Origin of the sequence: Listeria weihenstephanensis (assembly GCF_003534205.1) — a bacterium.
GTDB lineage: Bacteria > Bacillota > Bacilli > Lactobacillales > Listeriaceae > Listeria_A > Listeria_A weihenstephanensis.
Map to the genome: position 1 here is coordinate 2,484,079 of NZ_CP011102.1, position 16,362 is coordinate 2,500,440.

The following is a 16,362-nucleotide window of genomic DNA, read 5'->3' on the forward strand; positions in this document are numbered from 1 at the left end:
TAATACCTATCTTACACAACATCAAAAGCGCTAAAAAAGCTATCAAATCAAGCTTTTTTAGCGCTTTTCTATCAAACAGCCAGCTAACATTTAATGTTCTTTTTTTATAGTAATCCCAATCGTTGTAATCCTTTCAAAACTCCATCATTATCTACGGAATCCGTCACGAAATCAGCTATCGCCTTCACTTCATCACGACCATTTTCCATCGCGACTCCCGTGCCGACTTCTTGTAGCATTTCAATATCATTCAGACCATCGCCAAACGCATAGGCATCCTCAATTTTGAAGTCCAAGCGCTTCAGCATTTCGCGAATACCAACTGCTTTCGAACCGTTCGCCGGCGCCACATCCATCGATACATCGTGCCAGCGTAAAAATCCGTATTCAGGGAACTTCTCCTTATAAAAAGCATCAAAACTCTCATCCGCAAAAAGTAAACACTGATAAAGCGTCCGTCCCTGATAAAAGGTCGCATCCAGTTCTGGATAATCTTGCTTCAGCGAGCCCATGCCCTCATGCACGCGATGATGATCTGGAATATTCGTACGCAATGTCTCCTCATTCATAAACACAAGCGGATGATCCAACTCCTCCGTCACCTCAATCAAACGCTCCATCGACGTCTGTGGCAACGGGTTATCAAACACCATTTCCCCTTCAAAAACCACATATTGCCCATTAAAGCTCACGTATGAATTAATATTCAATTCCTCACATATATCTTTAAGCAAAAACGGTGCTCGACCTGATGCAATCGCCACGTAAACGCCCTTATCTTGCAAATCCTTCACTGCTTTCCGTGCTGAATCTGGAATTTCCTTGTTATCATTGACCAACGTACCATCCACATCAAAAAATACAATTTTCTTCATCATTTAAAATCTCCTCAGACCGAATTTGCGGGAAAAAATGCACCCAGTACTAATCTCCCCCTCAGTATACCAAAAAAAGTGCTTTAGCGGGCAAAAACTGTTCCAATAATGTTTCCTTTTTCAAAACTGTACAATTTCAAAAAAAAATCATGCTACTAAAAAAATCAATTCCACCACCAAAAAACGATTTTTCCCACTTTCCAATACTTTTTAACGCTATTTTAGGATATAGTAGTAGCATTTATTCGTTTTTATGGTATATTAGACTTCAAGGATAAAAGTTCGGATCTTATTTTCACAATACTAGTGACTCGTTAAGCCTGCCGTGAATTGAAACTATTTCCTGTTCATTTTGTTTAAAATGTGCAGAATAATGGTATTCAATTGGAGTAGGGGAAAAAGCGCAGAATGTCATGTTATATTCTATTAATCGTAGCCCATTATTACATCGTTCATTATGTACGGCTATCATTATTTCCTTTTGCCTTTTTCGCGAGCCGCACCTCTTTATCCATGAAATAGTTATGTAAATAGATTGCAAGTGAGAAGCAATGCTATTTTTACAATGAATATTAATGAAACATAAAGGAGAGAAAAAGATGATTTTTAAAGTTTATTATCAAGCAACAAAAACAGAGACACCCGTAAGAGAAAAAACACACTCGATCTATGTGGAAGCGAATGACGTGCCAGAAGTGCGCGTTATCCTTAAAGACCAACCTTTCCATATCGAGCTAGTAGAAGAATTGAGCGAGGCACACCTACAATACGAAAAACAAAATGAAGATTTCCAACTGTGGGGGCAGTAATCCGCTATGAAATTTGTAAAAAATAATGAAACAGCTGTTTTCGCACTCGGTGGTCTAGGCGAAATCGGAAAAAACACTTACGGCGTGCAATTCCAGGATGAAATAATTCTCATTGATGCTGGTATCAAGTTCCCAGAGGACGAACTACTAGGCATTGATTACGTTATTCCTGACTACACGTATTTAATTAAAAATAAAGAAAAAATCAAAGGACTTTTCATCACACATGGTCACGAAGATCATATTGGTGGCGTTCCTTACTTGCTTCGCGAACTAAATATCCCAGTTTACGCTGGAAAACTAGCAGCCGCTCTTATTCGTAATAAACTCGAAGAACACGGCTTATTGCGCCAAACGAAGATTTATGAGTTTGAGGAAGAAGATGTTTTCAAATTCCGCAAAACGAGTATTTCCTTCTTCGCAACGACGCATAGTATTCCAGATTCATACGGGATTGTCGTAAAAACACCGTCTGGGAACATCGTGCATACAGGAGATTTCAAATTTGATTTCACACCTGTTGGCGAACCTGCGAACTTGACTAAAATGGCTGAAATCGGTAAAGAAGGCGTTCTCTGCTTACTATCCGATTCTACCAATGCTGAAGTACCAACATTCACAATGAGTGAGCGTATCGTTGGTGAAAGCATCAAGCAAATTTTCCAAGATGTCGATGGTCGGATTATTTTTGCCACATTCGCATCTAATATCTATCGTTTACAACAAGTGGTTGAATCATCGGTCGCAGCTGGACGTAAAATTGCAGTTTTCGGTCGTAGTATGGATTCTGCGATTACAATTGGTATCGAACTTGGCTACATTCAAGCACCAAAAGATACGTTCATTGAGTGGGGTCAGCTAAATAAGCTTCCTGCAAATGAAGTTACGATTCTTTGTACTGGTAGTCAAGGTGAACCGATGGCAGCACTTTCGCGTATTGCGAACGGTACCCATCGTCAAATCCAAATTCAACCTGGCGATACCGTTGTCTTCTCGTCTTCACCAATCCCAGGAAATACGATCAGTGTCAACCGCACGATCAACCTACTTTTCCAAGCTGGTGCAGAGGTTATTCACGGTAAAGTAAACAACATTCATACATCTGGTCACGGTGGCCAACAAGAACAAAAACTAATGCTTCGTCTGATGAAGCCAAAATACTTCATGCCGATTCATGGTGAGTTCCGGATGCAAAAAATGCATGCCCAATCCGCGTTTTATTGTGGCGTTCCTCATGAAAATAGCTTTATCATGGAAAATGGAGACGTTCTAGCCCTAACCGCCGATACAGCGCACGTTGCCGGTAAAATCCAAGCAGCAAACGTGTATATCGATGGTAGCGGAATTGGCGATATCGGCAATATCGTATTGCGCGATCGCCGCGTCTTGTCCGAAGAAGGCTTAGTCATCGTTGTTGTTTCCATCAGCGCATCGAGAAACAAAGTAATGGCGGGCCCTGATATCATTTCACGTGGTTTCATCTACATGCGCGAATCAGGCAACCTCATCAATGAAGCACAAGGCTTGCTACGCCGTCATCTCAACAAAGTGATGGATAATAAGGCAACACAGTGGTCTGAGATTAAAAACGAGGTCACAGACACATTACAACCTTTCTTATACGAAAAAACAAAACGACGTCCAATGATCTTACCAATCATCATGGAAGTTAAGTAACATTCGTACTCTTAGTAAATCATAGTTTTGACCCTACCAAAAAAGCACCGAATCAGATAGAGTTTAATGCTCTCATCCGATCTGGTGCTTTTTTTCGTATTTTATGCTGTTTTGCGTCTCAAATAGTGAACTGCAATTCCAACTAATACTAGACCGCCAAGCATTGCGCCTGTTTGGTTTTCGTCACCAGTTTGAGGTAAATTACTATTTTGATCTTGCACTGGTACCACAGTTGATGGTGTTTGTCCTGTCTCCGCACTGCCTGTTGTTGGAGGTATAATAGCTTCAGGCGTTGTTGTACCTCCATTTCCATTATCCACAATAGGAGGAATTACCTCACTACCGTTACCATCACAAGGAACTTCTTCGCCACCATTTCCATTATCAATCGGATCAGCCGCCATAACTGCTACCGTAAATGCTTTACTATAGCCATCCGCATCTGTTATCGTCACGCCGAACGTATCGCCCTCTTTCAAGTTCTCACCGCTCATATCGATTTCAAAATTACCATCTGCATCCGCTACAATTGGTGCTGCTTTCGCATTCACCGCTAGCGTATCCACAGTAACCGTTGCGCCTGGAACTGTTTTCCCTTTGAACACAGCGTCTTTTTCTTTATAAGACACGAAAACCGTGCCCTCCGTGATTGCCTGAATCGCCGCATCTTCTTTTTCCTTCGCTATTTCAGCTTCTGTTTTAAATGTTTTACGACCAAGCTCTGGCGTTACAAGTTTGCTTTGCGACTGGATATAATTAATAAACGTATCCGTGTCAGGATCAATAACATCGACTTGTTTTCCTTTCGTGAAGGCCGAGAATGAATCGCCGCCGCCAAATAAGAAATCATTGATGACAACGCGGTAAGTTGCCGCCGCATCTAGTTTAGTGCCATCTTCCTTCATCACATCCACCACACGTTTTTCGCCAGCATCATTTTTTGTATACGTGTACTTCAAGCCAGACACTTGTAAAAAGTACTTCTCAGATTCATCATATTGCTGATTTAGCGCTTCGATAATATCCGCGCCAGACAGTTCTACCACTTGCAAAATGTTTCCGAATGGCTGTACGGCTTGCGCTGCGCCCCATGTCACGGCAAACGAACCATTCGCGGCAGTTCCAACTAGATCGGAGCGAATTCCACCGTTATTCGTCATCGCAAAATCAACCGCAATCCCAGCTTGTTTCGCCATTTCGCGTTGACCATCCGTGATTAAATTACCGAGCGGAGATTCGTTATCTGCATTCGTATCACGCGTCATAACTGCACTGTCCATTTGCCCGATTGGCTTACTAATGACTGGATTTACAAGCGCATATGCCTCGTCAATGACACTGCGAACTGCCACATCTGGCGTCACATCTTGTAAATTATATTTGATCTCCGCGCTCGGCGTTGTCTCGAAATCTTTTGTCGTTTTGTTTAGTACGCCAGTTACGTTGGAATACGCTTTCCCATTATTATAACTCTGCACCAAACGAGTATTGCCAACTTTACCGTTCGTATATTGATGATTATGCCCCGCTAAAACAAGGTCCACACTATTATTTGGCGCAATTTGGTTTACTTTATTGATCATGTCAACCGCAGCGCCAGAAACCGCGCCCTCGCCATTCGTCGGGTTGCCTGGAGTAAGCGCTGGAACGTGCGACAATACAACGATTGCCTTCACACCTTTTGCTTGCAACTCCGCTGAATATTTCGCGATTGTCTCCGCTTCATCCAAGAAGTTAAAATCTTGAATATGATTCGCGAGTACTAAAGACGGAATTTCAGTTGTCACAACGCCGATAAATCCAACATCCACGCCACCCATATTTTTAATCTCGTACGGTTTGAAGTCATACGGAATCGCGCCATCCGACTTATTCACCACATTTGCAACAACAATCGACATATCCGACGCCTCATGATCGTAATTTTGCGTGATTTCATTGAAACCTGTCGTATCCCCACCGTCTAAAATGCGTTTATATTCCGCTAATCCCTCATCAAATTCATGATTTCCAAGCGTTCCAATTTCGAATTTCATCCGATTCAGCACTTTAATCGTTGGCTCATCTTGCAACAATCCAGAAACCGCTGGGCTCGCGCCAACCATATCGCCAGCTTGTACACGCACCGAATTTCCAGCTGTATTATCCGCTAAACCGTTCGCTGTTAAAAATGCCGCCTCTGTGTTGTTCAAGTTTGTCGCCAAGTAGTCCGCCCCACCAATTTTTCCTAGTGGTGAGCTGGAAGGTGTATCGAGCGCCCCGTGAAAGTCATTGACGCCTAATATTTGCACTGGTACAAGATTCGGATCTACCGCAGCCTCGACTGCGCCCCCTTCTCCGCTAAATGCAGTACTCCCAATTCCTACTACCAGCCCAGCAGCCAAAACCACTTTCAAGCCCTTTTTATAAAATTTCTTCACGTTGATAAAAGCCTCCCTTTTTCCATTATGTTCTCCTATGCATCTCTTGTAAGCGTTTTAAACTTTCCCTACTATTGTAGCAAAACAAAACAAGACTTACAACACAATCTCTCCTTAAAAAACAACAAACAGCGCCCCCTCCGCTTACACTATTACTAGGTAGGCAAGAAAGAAGCGCTGTAACATAATTTAGTTGAGGACAATTCGTTTTATTTCTTTATACTGTGCATCTACACCGATAATCTCTACTTTATCAGTTGGATTTTTGATGAGATAGTTGGTACTTGTGAAGGTAAATCCTCCATCCACGGTCGTTGCTTGTTGAACAATGGTACCATTTACGGCTAGGCGGACTTTGGAAATCGCCGTTCCAAAAGTTCCCGTAATTGTTTTATCTCCAAATGTAAACTCTTTCGCTTGTAAAGATGTGTCTGGAGCTTTGCCAGTTACGGTTGCTACGATTCGTTTCACTTCTTTATACTGCGTGTCCACACCAACGATTTCAATTTTATCTGTAGATGATTTAATGAAATTCGAGGCATTCGCAAAGGTATATGTTCCATCTTCAGACGTCGTTGCTTGCGTTACAACAATACCGTTGACAAATAAACGCACTTTAAAAATAGCTTTACCAAACTGGCCTGTTAACGCCATATCTCCAATATTATATGGATTTTGCGTCAAATTCGTATTGGATTCCGACTGTCCTGTCACAGGTACTTTTATTCTTGCTCGTTCTACATAAGCCGAGTCAACGCCAACAACTTCTGCCACATCTGTTGCAGAATGAATAAAGCTGCTCGCGTTATCAAATACATATTCGCCAGCTGCGTTCGTCGTTGCCTGTGTCACAACTTTCCCATTTATCCATAACCGTACTTTTGAAATATGCTTGCCGAACTTGCCTGTTAACGTGCCGCTATCAAGTTTATAAGCATTCACTGCCAAGCTGTAATCCATTTTCTCTGTTACTTTTACAGTGATTTTCTTCGTGATATGATTATCTACTTTCGACGTTATCGTAATAACAGCTTCACCTTTTCCAACAGCATGCCAATTTCCAGACGCGTCAATCGTCATGACACCTTTATTACTTGACTCAAAATTCACGCCTTGATCCGCGGCTACTGGTAATACTTGCGTCGTCAAAGTCCCCGTGTTCGTCTGCTCCACATTTAACACAGAAGGCCCCTCAATAGATGCTGGGCTTGGCTGTGATAAATCTTTGGGTAGTACATCTTTGTAAGTTTCCATTAGCTCTGAACGCGCTGATTCAGGCAAACCCTTAATTGCCAGTAGTACATCGTCTTTTAGCGTGCTATAGTCACTCGCGAACATCGTTGGGTTATTTCTAATTTGTTTCGCAGCATCATCAATTTTCACCTTCACCCAATCCAAACCGTTTGCTCCAAGCGATCCATCCTGAAGTCCTGAAGCAGTGACTGTAAAAATTATATTCTTATCCATAAATCCAGCATTATTAAATCTTAAGAAGTTTGGCTCTGCATAGAAAATACTTATTTTATAGCCTTCTTTTATTACTACCTTATCCGAAAATAAAGCCTCATTGTCGCCTTTTATCTCTTTATTATAGGTCTCTTTTCCTTTTTCATCGATAACTTGCACTTTCATATATTGACTATTACCGAATAAGAAATTGGGATATGCTTTGTTGATGTTAACTACCATCTGCTCCTTCTCAATATCTACATCCAAATAACCGATTTTCCACTCCGCTAATCCTAGCATGGAGATGTTCACTGGGTTTATCAAATGACTCATTTTTTTAGGTGTATATTTCATCGTTAATGTATTTTCATCATTTTGAACTTTTAAATACCGTTGATCTATACTGTACTTTTGCGAGTTTCCAGTTGGTACATATACCGTATAAATACCTTTAGGCAGTGATCCTAGATTGATTGTTTCTGATGTAATTTTCACTGTTTTTACGATTTTAGCACCATTCTTGATAACTAGATTGCCCCCACTAATTTGTGAAAAATCATCAATACTTAGTTTAATTGTAGCGTTTCCTGTCAATTTCAATTCTGCCATTTGATCCGTGTCTACTAAAGACAAATATGATTCCAAATTCAATTTCTTTTGTGCATTCTCCAATTCAGAAGCACTAACTAATTCTTTTAATGGGGCAACTGCTTTATAATCCTTATACTCTATATCTTGTTGTAATTTCTCTTCCGTTGTTCCTCGTACAGATTCCAACACCGGTGTAAAGTCAAATCCACTTGTTTCTCCAAAGTATTTAGACATTAAATCCAGCAAATCATAATTCTCTCGTACAAAATTAGGCATATTAGCTAATTTTCGATATTGCTGATTGAAATTAGTCAAACCTTCGTCCCCACCCTTTCTCATGAATAGAGAGAAGAGTCGTTCTTTGTCACTACCTGACCACTTATTTAATGCTTGGTGTTCTAATTGCCAAACTTTATTAAAAGAAGCTTCTCTTACTTCTTTTTCTCCATTTTTCGTTTGTGTTCCTTTTGTTAAATAGTCAGCTCCATAATATTTTCGTTCATACGATTCTGCATAAATATTATTCCACACTTCGTTAACATCAAATGAAGAACGCTCCATAAAGGCACCTTGATATCCATGCGCAATTTCGTGCAATACCACCCATCCTTTTGTTAGATAAGCAGATATAGAAGACTCGTTTTGACCTGTCTCCAAAACACCGTAATAGGCGTAACCTTCCCCATGAGCGTTTGCCTTTATAAAATATCTATTAGGAATGTTCTTATCTGTTGGATTTACAGGAGAAAAAGAAATCCCTGCTAATTTATTATAAGTCTCAAATATATCACTATAATATGCACACAACTGATCTATAGAAGAGAAATCTGGCATATTTCTCACATATACTTTATCTAGTTTCGGAACCAACATCTGAAAATATTTCGATGTAATCAAGCCAAATTCAGCATTAGTACTATCCCATTTACCAAAAAATTCTGATTCTTTACTACCATCCGTATAAATTGGTAACGGTTTAGAATCACCCTTTACCCGGTACTCTAGCACTGGTCTAACTTCGCCTCGTGGTGTTCTGATGAATGGAACAGTAACATAATTGCTACTGATTGTTTGCCAAGCTGAAGTTACGGGTTTCTCCTTCTCCGTTTGGCGATCATCATTCAATAATTCTAATACCAAGCTATCTGTAAAAATGGGATTAGTTTGACGAACTTCTAACTCCATGTTGGCTGGTAAAATGATTCCTAAATCTTGTTTATCTTGTGTAATCCCCTTTGTAAGGCCTGCATTTTGGAACCACGGTGTTTTTTCTAATGAATTTATTTGTTTCGTTTTCAATTCATCGGCATAAATTGGGCGACCAAATCCTACCATAATAATACCTACTAATACGATTAAAAATAATAACGTTTGTTTCTTCTTCATTTCATATTTCTCCTACTTTCCTATCTATTTTTACATAGCTCCCACTGTCAAGCCTATACATTCTATACTAGCATTCTTATTTCGTACAAAAAACCTTAAAATTCCTGTATTTAGATATAATTTGTGACAGTTATATGACGTTTTTAAGTAATGAAGAAAATGACCATAAAAAAACAGAGGCTATGATAACCTCTGCTCTGCTAGCTTATTTTAATTTCAGCTTAAACGTCTTCAATTCATATGGAAGGATCGGGAATTCCCATGAGTCTGTCATCTTCTCCCCGATTGGGCGCTCCATCAGATCACATTCCTGCCATGACGCTACTTGGAAATCGCTCACCATCTTCACATGACATCGGCCTCCTGTAAATTCATGTAACCTCACAACGATTGCATCTTCGTCCTCCGCTTTCTTCACGGCGTCAACCTGAATTTGCTCACAGTCCGTTTTCAACAAGGAGCGGTTATCATGAGAGCCAAGTGCCACACGAAGCGGATTATTCAACGCCCAGGCTTCTTGGACAACATCTCCGTGCACAAAATCGCCCGCATGCGGCAGTAATGCATACGTAAACGCGTGCTCACCTTGATCCTGCGTCACATCTGGATATGTCGCCGATTTTAGCAACGTCAAGCGAATCACATGATCCTTAATATCGTGCCCATACTTACAATTATTCAAAATACTAACACCATACCCTGCCTCACTCAAATCCGCCCATTGATGCCCAACTGTCTCAAAACGCGCATAGTCCCAACTTGTATTCCAATGGGTCGGCCGCTTCACATTTCCGTACTGAATATCATACGTCGCTTCCGTCGCCATCACATCTACAGGAAACGCGACTTTCAGCAGTTGCTGCTTTTCATGCCAATCCATCTCTGTTTCAAAATCAATCCGCGCACTATCACGATAGAAATGAATCGCTTGCGAAATCGTCGAAGTACCGTAAATCCATTTCATTTGTAAGGTTGTTTGTAGCGTCCCATTTTGAGTTACCCCCACACTTTCCAGTTGCGTCACTTCACGCATTTTTTCCTGATAATAAATATCAATATCCCAGGCATCAAAGTTCAGCGGCTTATCCTCAAAAACTTGCAATACGTTCCCACGCTCACCTTTTGCTAGCACTTCACGTACCTGTATCTTATCAAAAATCGAAGTAAACTGACCAGCCTCGTTCCAAGTCACACGATAACGATTCGTCTCAAGCGCCCCGTCATCAACCTGAGCTAGCGATTTATCCTGAACAAATTCCTCGGTAACTTCATACGTAAGCGTCGCAGCCCCCATTGAAGGCAAGGAATCCACCGCTACAAGCCAACTTCCTGCTAAATTCCGTTGGGCATCCAGTCGTTTCCCGTCTGCATCCTTCCATATGACTGCTTCATTCTCCTGAATCGCAATCTCCGCCAAGCGCGGCCGCTCCCAAATAGAACTATTAAGTAGCGTCATCGCATTCGGCGCTTCCTCATCCATCGCGCTCATCTCATCATAAGCCATCAGCGCCAAATTCTCCGCCTCCTCATACTCCTCGACACAATCCTCGTAAACCTCGTGAATCGAAGAACCCGGAATAATATCATGGAACTGATTCCGCAATACAATACGCCAACTTTCCTGCAACAAATCACTCGGATACGCCGCAAAATCACCCGTCTGCGCCGCCTGCAAAACTTGGAACCATTCCGCATCCCGAAGCAGCAACTCCAATTTTCGATTCATTTTCTTGTTATACGCCTGCGAAGTATATGTCCCGCGATGATACTCAAAATAAAGCTCGCCATTCCACGTATGTACATATTCCTCCGAATTCTCCACCCGCTCATGCAAGCGCTCAAAATAAGGTCCTGCAAGTCCCATCTCCACTTTTGGCATGCCTGGCATCTTGTCAAACCGCTCAATCATTTCCAGCATCTCGCGCGTCGGACCACCGCCACCATCACCAAAACCATACGAAACCAGCATCTCATTGTTCAAATTCTTATCCCGATAACCGTCCCAAACACCTTTCACCGTCCGCGCCGTGATATTCCCATTATACGTATAATAAAGATCATGAACATCCGGCGACGTAATAAAATGCGTCAAAATCTCCGAACCATCAATCCCGCGCCACCAAAACGTATCATGCGGCATCCGATTAAACTGATTCCAACTAATCTTCGTCGTCATAAACGTCTCAATCCCTGACTTCTTCAAAATCTGCGGCAACGCCCAACTATACCCAAACACATCCGGTAACCATAAGAATTTACTCTCCTTGCCAAACTCCTCCTTAAAAAATCGCGTCCCCTGCAAAATTTGGCGCACCAACGACTCACCAGACGGAATATTACAATCCGCTTCCAGCCACATCCCGCCATCCGCTTCCCAACGCCCATCTGCAACCCGACTCTTAATCTTCGCATAAATATCCGGATAATCCGTCTTAATATACGCATACAACTGAGGCTGCGACTGCAAAAATTCATAATTCGGATACTGCTCCATCAAACGCATCACCGTCGAAAACGACCGCGCCGATTTCTCACGCGTATGCTTCAAACGCCATAACCACGCCACATCAATATGCGTATGCCCGACACACGTCACCGTCACATCAAAATTTTTCGGCATCGCGTCAATCTTGGCATTAAGCACCCGTCCAGCCTCATAAAGCGACGCCCTATGCTCCGTACTCCCAGGATTCGCCCAATCAATCACGCGAAAACTATGGTCCAGCGCCTGCATCAACCCGTAACGCTCCGTGCTATTCTCCCCTAAATAATCGAGCGTTTGCAAAGCCGCAAAAGCCGTATAATACAGATCGTCCACTGCGACATCCAAATACCCAATAAACGCCTCGTTCAACCGATGCTCCTGCGTCCTCACCTGACCGCCGCCCTCAAGCCCCGACCAAAGCCTAAAAATCAGCTCCACCCGCGTCCCAGCAAGCGCATCATCAAAAAACACTTCCTTATGATTCTGATCCACGCCCTGATACGGCTCGCCATTCACAAACAACAGCGATTCAAAACCAGCATTATTCCCGTCCCCCGTCTTCCCGAAATCAAAGAACCCCAGAATCCGGCAACCCTCTCGTTTCGCAGGCAACACCACACTTGCCTTCAACCAAACATAGCGATCCCGTCCACGCCAATCCTCACCAATCCCAATCGTCTCCGTGAAATCAAGCCCATCCGGGTAACTCCCAATCGCACCTTCCTGATCCTCTAAGATACCAAATTCCGCGATAACCTCCGATTTCACATACCGATATCCACTAACCTCCACATTCCGATTCTGCACCTTTTCCTTCGTCCAAAACATACCATCACACCTTTCCGTTAGTTAAACGCTTTCATTCATAAAATATAACATAGGAATTTATCATGTCAAATAGACAAACTAAAGAAAAGCAGATGCCTACAATCAGCACCTACTTTTTCAAAATCATTGCAATATATCCACAAACCGCTCCGTAATCAACTGAGGCCGTGTAATCGCACCACCAACTACGATCGCAAAAACACCAATATCCTGAATATGTTTCGCGATTTCTGGCGTTAAAACATTCCCCTCTGCTATCACTCGTGCCATCCGAACCTCACGCACAATTTGGCGTAAGAGAGCAAAATCATCATCTGCTATTTTCTTCCCACTTGTCTCTTCCGTGTAGCCAAATAAAGTCGGTGCCACAAAATCGAATCCTAATTTTTCCGCTGTAACCGCCTCTTCCAGCGTCGCAACATCCGCCATAAACAACTGCTCTGGATATTTACGCCTAATTTCAGGGAATAAATCCGCGATCCACGTGCCATCTGGGCGAAGCCGATTCGTCCCGTCCATCGCAACAATCTCCGCTCCCGTTGCCACAATCGCATCTACCTCTTGCATCGTCGGCGTAATGAATACTGGACACTCACCATAATTTTTCTTATAAATCCCGATAACTGGCAAATCCACTTCTGCTTTAATCGCCTCAATATCCACAGCTGTATTCGCTCGAATTCCAACCGCTCCACCAACCTTAGCAGCAAGCGCCATTTTGGCCATAATGTATGGGCTGTGTAATGGCTCATCCTCCAATGCTTGGCACGAAACAATCAACCCTCGAGCCATTTTTAAAACCTTTTCTTCATCTTTCATGGCAAAATTCCTCCTAAATTATCATTAAATTCTAATTTGATTTATACTCCTTGGAGTGATAACATTGTGATAGTGTTAATTTTAACAATAATGCAGTATTTATACTACCTATAGCCATTTTCTAATAAATAAGACGTGTTAAACACACACAGAAAGATAGGACAAAATATGGATACAATTCGCTTTCAACCTTTTGAGAAAAAGCCATCCAGACTCATGCATCGACTTCAAATTTCCTTCGTTATCCTACTCGGAATCGCCTTCACATTAGGCGGCTTCGCCATTCATTATTATAACGGTATCCAACAAACATTGAACAGTATTCATGTACCACTATCTAAAGACAAGACCTCCACTAGTACGCTAACAGACGGCCACGCTTTTTCTATCCTGATGATTGGGACAGATGCTCGAGCTGGCGAGAAAACCGGACGTTCTGACTCCATGATTCTTGCAACGATTAACAAAGAAAAGAACTCCGTCAAAATGCTCAGTATCCCTCGTGATACAAAAGTGACTTATGATGACGGCGATATTGGTAAAATAAATGGTAGCTATTCAAAAGGCGGCGCAGAAGGCACTGTAAACGCCGTAGAAAAGCTCATGAACGTTCCAATCGATTATTACGTCACCATCAATATGAAAGGCTTCAGCGATCTCGTATCAGCTGTGGGCGGTGTCCGTGTCACGAATGATATCAATCTAACCGAAGTCAACAAACGCTTTGTGAAAGGTAAAATCGACTTGAACGGAAAAGAAGCACTCCAATACGTGCGCATTCGTCATGAAGATCCCCGCGGAGATTTCGGCCGCCAAGACCGTCAACGCGATGTCATCATGGGAATAAGCAACGAACTCGCTGGTACCACTTCTATTACGCATTTCAACAAGCTTCTAAAAGCAGTCGGCGATAATTTCACAACAAACCTTGCAATGGACGACATCATCGAAATTGCCACAAACTACTCGAGTGTCCGAAACAATGTCGATACACTCAAAATGGAAGGTGAAGGCGTCTCAATCTACAGCGAAGCATATGGCTTCAACCTGTATTACTACGAACCCGAAGCCAAATCCAAAACAGCCGCAACAAAAGCTTTCCGAGAACATTTAGGATTGAGTCAATGAAGCTGAGGCATAACTGAAATTCAATTTAAATAAAAAAGCAAGAATCTTTGTATGCAGCCATTGTAGAAATGGAACATATAAGATTCCTGCTTTTTTTTGATGAGCAAAGCCATTTATAGTCGTTGTATCTCCATATTCGTCTTTTCATACAGCTTATCTATCATCTGTTCATGGAATGCAATAACTTCTTTGAGCCCAGATTCCGTAACTTCTGAAAGTGGATGGTGGTATAAAACCTCCAAATTTTGTAGCATCTGTTCCAAATCATGAATGAGGGACAGCATTGGCTCTGCATCCTCTACCTTAGGCACAAAACTGCTATCATTAACAATCGTCATTCTTTCTTGTTTCAGAGCCTGCAAAGCCTTCCATGCCCCTACTAAATCATCATGCAACGCTTCTTTATTTTGATATTTCACGCGGATTTTTTCAATTTGTGTCAAACAAGCTTTTGCATGATCATAAAATACCCGATTCATCTCTGTTTTCTTTTTCGGATAGAGGGAGTAGACAAGCAAACCAATAGCAAGACCAATCAACGTGTCGATAATCCGATTATTAATATAGAGCACCGGCTGTCCTTCACCCTTACCCACCAGAATCATGACCGTGATAACAGCAATAACAGGCGTAAATTTACCAACAAAAAGATAGCCCCATAGCACGGCAATTGTAGCCGCGATTGGTATCATCAAAAAATGATGGTCTGGGACGATAAAGTAGAAAAGAACACCCGTCGCACCACCAACAAGCGTACCTAGAATACGCTCCATACTCGATTTATAAGTCGCGCCTTTCGTCAACTGAGCTGTAATATAAATCGCATTAAATACATAGGTCGGATACACAATATACTTACCGAAGAAAGGATACAGCAGGATACAAATAAGCATACTGATCAGTACTTTAGCAACACGAGGATCCAAGGTTAATCGTTCTCTTAATGTCGTCTTCATGCGATTTCACCCCCGTCAAGCGTCTCAATACTGCCACGTATCCCCTTTATACCTTTCGCAAACTCTTTAATATGAAATGTCAATATTGGATCTCCATTCGCAACGACAGAAATATCATCCATACCAATCGTACGCAATTCTTCCTTCGCAGCTTCATCGATGTTATACTCACCCAACTCGGAAATCGTCAATAAGCTGAAATAAGCCTGTAAGTATGACGCCAATGTTTTCTTATAAATCTCCACATGTGCCGGGTCTTTCTGCTTCCCAGCCCCGTATTCATGAATCAACATCTGTGATTGTACAAAAATCCCGTACAATGGTTTCGGCTTCCCTGCTTCTTTTTTCACTAACATCGTGTGTAGTTCTTTTTGCAACAGTGCCATCGTTTGCTTCATCATGATCTGGATCGATTTCTCCACCGGAATATGTACAAATCGTACAATCAAACGTACCACGATAAAAAAGAGGGCAACATCCAACATCATAATAATTAAAACAACCCAATAAGGGGCATTCATATCTGACGTATCCAAGAAAAATAACGCCGTTCCTATCGCCATCGTGATAACCATATATTTTTGAGGTATCATAAAGTTAATGACCAATAACGCCACAACCATCACCACAAAATAAACATATACATTCATATCAAAGAAGACAGAGGATATTCCGACAATCACACAGGCAAATACGAACATCACGCCTATTTTTGACATCGCTTTTTTTGTAAACCCACTCGTCGGTTGAATCGAAATAATCCCCATCAACAAAGCGATTGGAAGTATGCCAATAAATTGTGGTATCAGAAGCGTATGGAAACCTACACAAATAAGAGCAAAGATAAAAACTTGCAACATATGTATTAAGCCCTTCGTTCCTAGTTTCGCTAAAATTAGTTTTTTCATTCTGCGTTGTCCCCTTTTCTCCCAAGTTTAG

10 protein-coding genes are annotated in these 16,362 nt (G+C 41.9%); 3 read left to right on the forward strand and 7 right to left on the reverse strand.

Annotated features, from left to right (window positions below):
• Positions 1-104: 104 nt before the first annotated feature.
• Positions 105-875 carry a Cof-type HAD-IIB family hydrolase gene (locus UE46_RS12095; protein WP_036058929.1) on the reverse strand — a complete coding sequence of 257 codons (771 nt, stop codon included), beginning with the start codon at positions 873-875 and terminating at the stop codon, positions 105-107.
• A 599-nt stretch (positions 876-1,474) separates the two neighbouring features.
• Between UE46_RS12095 and UE46_RS12100 the strand changes: the two genes are divergently transcribed.
• Together UE46_RS12100 and rnjA are read left to right on the forward strand one after the other, a co-directional pair.
• Complete coding sequence (locus UE46_RS12100) at positions 1,475-1,684, forward strand: DNA-dependent RNA polymerase subunit epsilon (RefSeq protein ID WP_036058881.1); 210 nt, start codon at positions 1,475-1,477, stop codon at positions 1,682-1,684.
• A gap of 6 nt (positions 1,685-1,690) precedes the next feature.
• The gene (rnjA, locus tag UE46_RS12105; RefSeq protein WP_036058879.1) at positions 1,691-3,361 is read left to right on the forward strand and encodes a ribonuclease J1; all 1,671 of its coding nucleotides are present in this window, start codon (positions 1,691-1,693) and stop codon (positions 3,359-3,361) included.
• A gap of 101 nt (positions 3,362-3,462) precedes the next feature.
• Here rnjA and UE46_RS12110 read toward each other — a convergent pair whose 3' ends face one another.
• The 4 genes from UE46_RS12110 to UE46_RS12125 all read right to left on the reverse strand — a co-directional run bounded on the left by UE46_RS12110 (position 3,463) and on the right by UE46_RS12125 (position 13,339).
• A complete protein-coding gene (locus UE46_RS12110) occupies positions 3,463-5,781 on the reverse strand; it encodes a 5'-nucleotidase C-terminal domain-containing protein (RefSeq protein WP_036058877.1) in 2,319 nt (772 codons plus the stop codon).
• Between the two features lie 189 nt (positions 5,782-5,970).
• Complete coding sequence (locus tag UE46_RS12115; RefSeq protein WP_051492772.1) at positions 5,971-9,207, reverse strand: immunoglobulin-like domain-containing protein; 3,237 nt, start codon at positions 9,205-9,207, stop codon at positions 5,971-5,973.
• A 205-nt stretch (positions 9,208-9,412) separates the two neighbouring features.
• The gene (locus UE46_RS12120) at positions 9,413-12,520 is read right to left on the reverse strand and encodes an alpha-mannosidase (protein WP_036058875.1); all 3,108 of its coding nucleotides are present in this window, start codon (positions 12,518-12,520) and stop codon (positions 9,413-9,415) included.
• Between the two features lie 123 nt (positions 12,521-12,643).
• Positions 12,644-13,339 (reverse strand): N-acetylmannosamine-6-phosphate 2-epimerase, encoded by a 696-nt coding sequence (locus UE46_RS12125; RefSeq protein WP_036058873.1) that lies wholly within the window; start codon positions 13,337-13,339, stop codon positions 12,644-12,646.
• A 168-nt stretch (positions 13,340-13,507) separates the two neighbouring features.
• Here UE46_RS12125 and UE46_RS12130 point away from each other — a divergent pair, with 168 nt between their 5' ends.
• Complete coding sequence (locus UE46_RS12130; RefSeq protein WP_118907662.1) at positions 13,508-14,467, forward strand: LCP family glycopolymer transferase; 960 nt, start codon at positions 13,508-13,510, stop codon at positions 14,465-14,467.
• 113 nt (positions 14,468-14,580) lie between these two features.
• On the opposite strand, the gene UE46_RS12135 is transcribed toward UE46_RS12130, so the two are convergent.
• Both UE46_RS12135 and UE46_RS12140 read right to left on the reverse strand, forming a co-directional pair.
• Positions 14,581-15,423: an FUSC family protein gene (locus tag UE46_RS12135; RefSeq protein WP_036058872.1), complete on the reverse strand. Its 843-nt coding sequence runs from the start codon at positions 15,421-15,423 to the stop codon at positions 14,581-14,583.
• Positions 15,420-16,331: a hypothetical protein gene (locus UE46_RS12140; RefSeq protein ID WP_036058871.1), complete on the reverse strand. Its 912-nt coding sequence runs from the start codon at positions 16,329-16,331 to the stop codon at positions 15,420-15,422. The genes UE46_RS12135 and UE46_RS12140 overlap by 4 nt, the downstream gene beginning before the upstream one ends.
• Positions 16,332-16,362 lie beyond the last annotated feature (31 nt).

What these genes read in the sequence shown, in the direction of transcription:
- UE46_RS12095 (WP_036058929.1), bottom strand. Translation starts at nt 875, where the DNA reads ATGAAGAAAATTGTATTTTTTGATGTGGATGGTACGTTGGTCAATGAT.
- UE46_RS12100 (WP_036058881.1), top strand. Translation starts at nt 1,475, where the DNA reads ATGATTTTTAAAGTTTATTATCAAGCAACAAAAACAGAGACACCCGTA.
- rnjA (WP_036058879.1), top strand. Translation starts at nt 1,691, where the DNA reads ATGAAATTTGTAAAAAATAATGAAACAGCTGTTTTCGCACTCGGTGGT.
- UE46_RS12115 (WP_051492772.1), bottom strand. Translation starts at nt 9,207, where the DNA reads ATGAAGAAGAAACAAACGTTATTATTTTTAATCGTATTAGTAGGTATT.
- UE46_RS12120 (WP_036058875.1), bottom strand. Translation starts at nt 12,520, where the DNA reads ATGTTTTGGACGAAGGAAAAGGTGCAGAATCGGAATGTGGAGGTTAGT.
- UE46_RS12125 (WP_036058873.1), bottom strand. Translation starts at nt 13,339, where the DNA reads ATGAAAGATGAAGAAAAGGTTTTAAAAATGGCTCGAGGGTTGATTGTT.
- UE46_RS12130 (WP_118907662.1), top strand. Translation starts at nt 13,508, where the DNA reads ATGGATACAATTCGCTTTCAACCTTTTGAGAAAAAGCCATCCAGACTC.
- UE46_RS12135 (WP_036058872.1), bottom strand. Translation starts at nt 15,423, where the DNA reads ATGAAGACGACATTAAGAGAACGATTAACCTTGGATCCTCGTGTTGCT.
- UE46_RS12140 (WP_036058871.1), bottom strand. Translation starts at nt 16,331, where the DNA reads ATGAAAAAACTAATTTTAGCGAAACTAGGAACGAAGGGCTTAATACAT.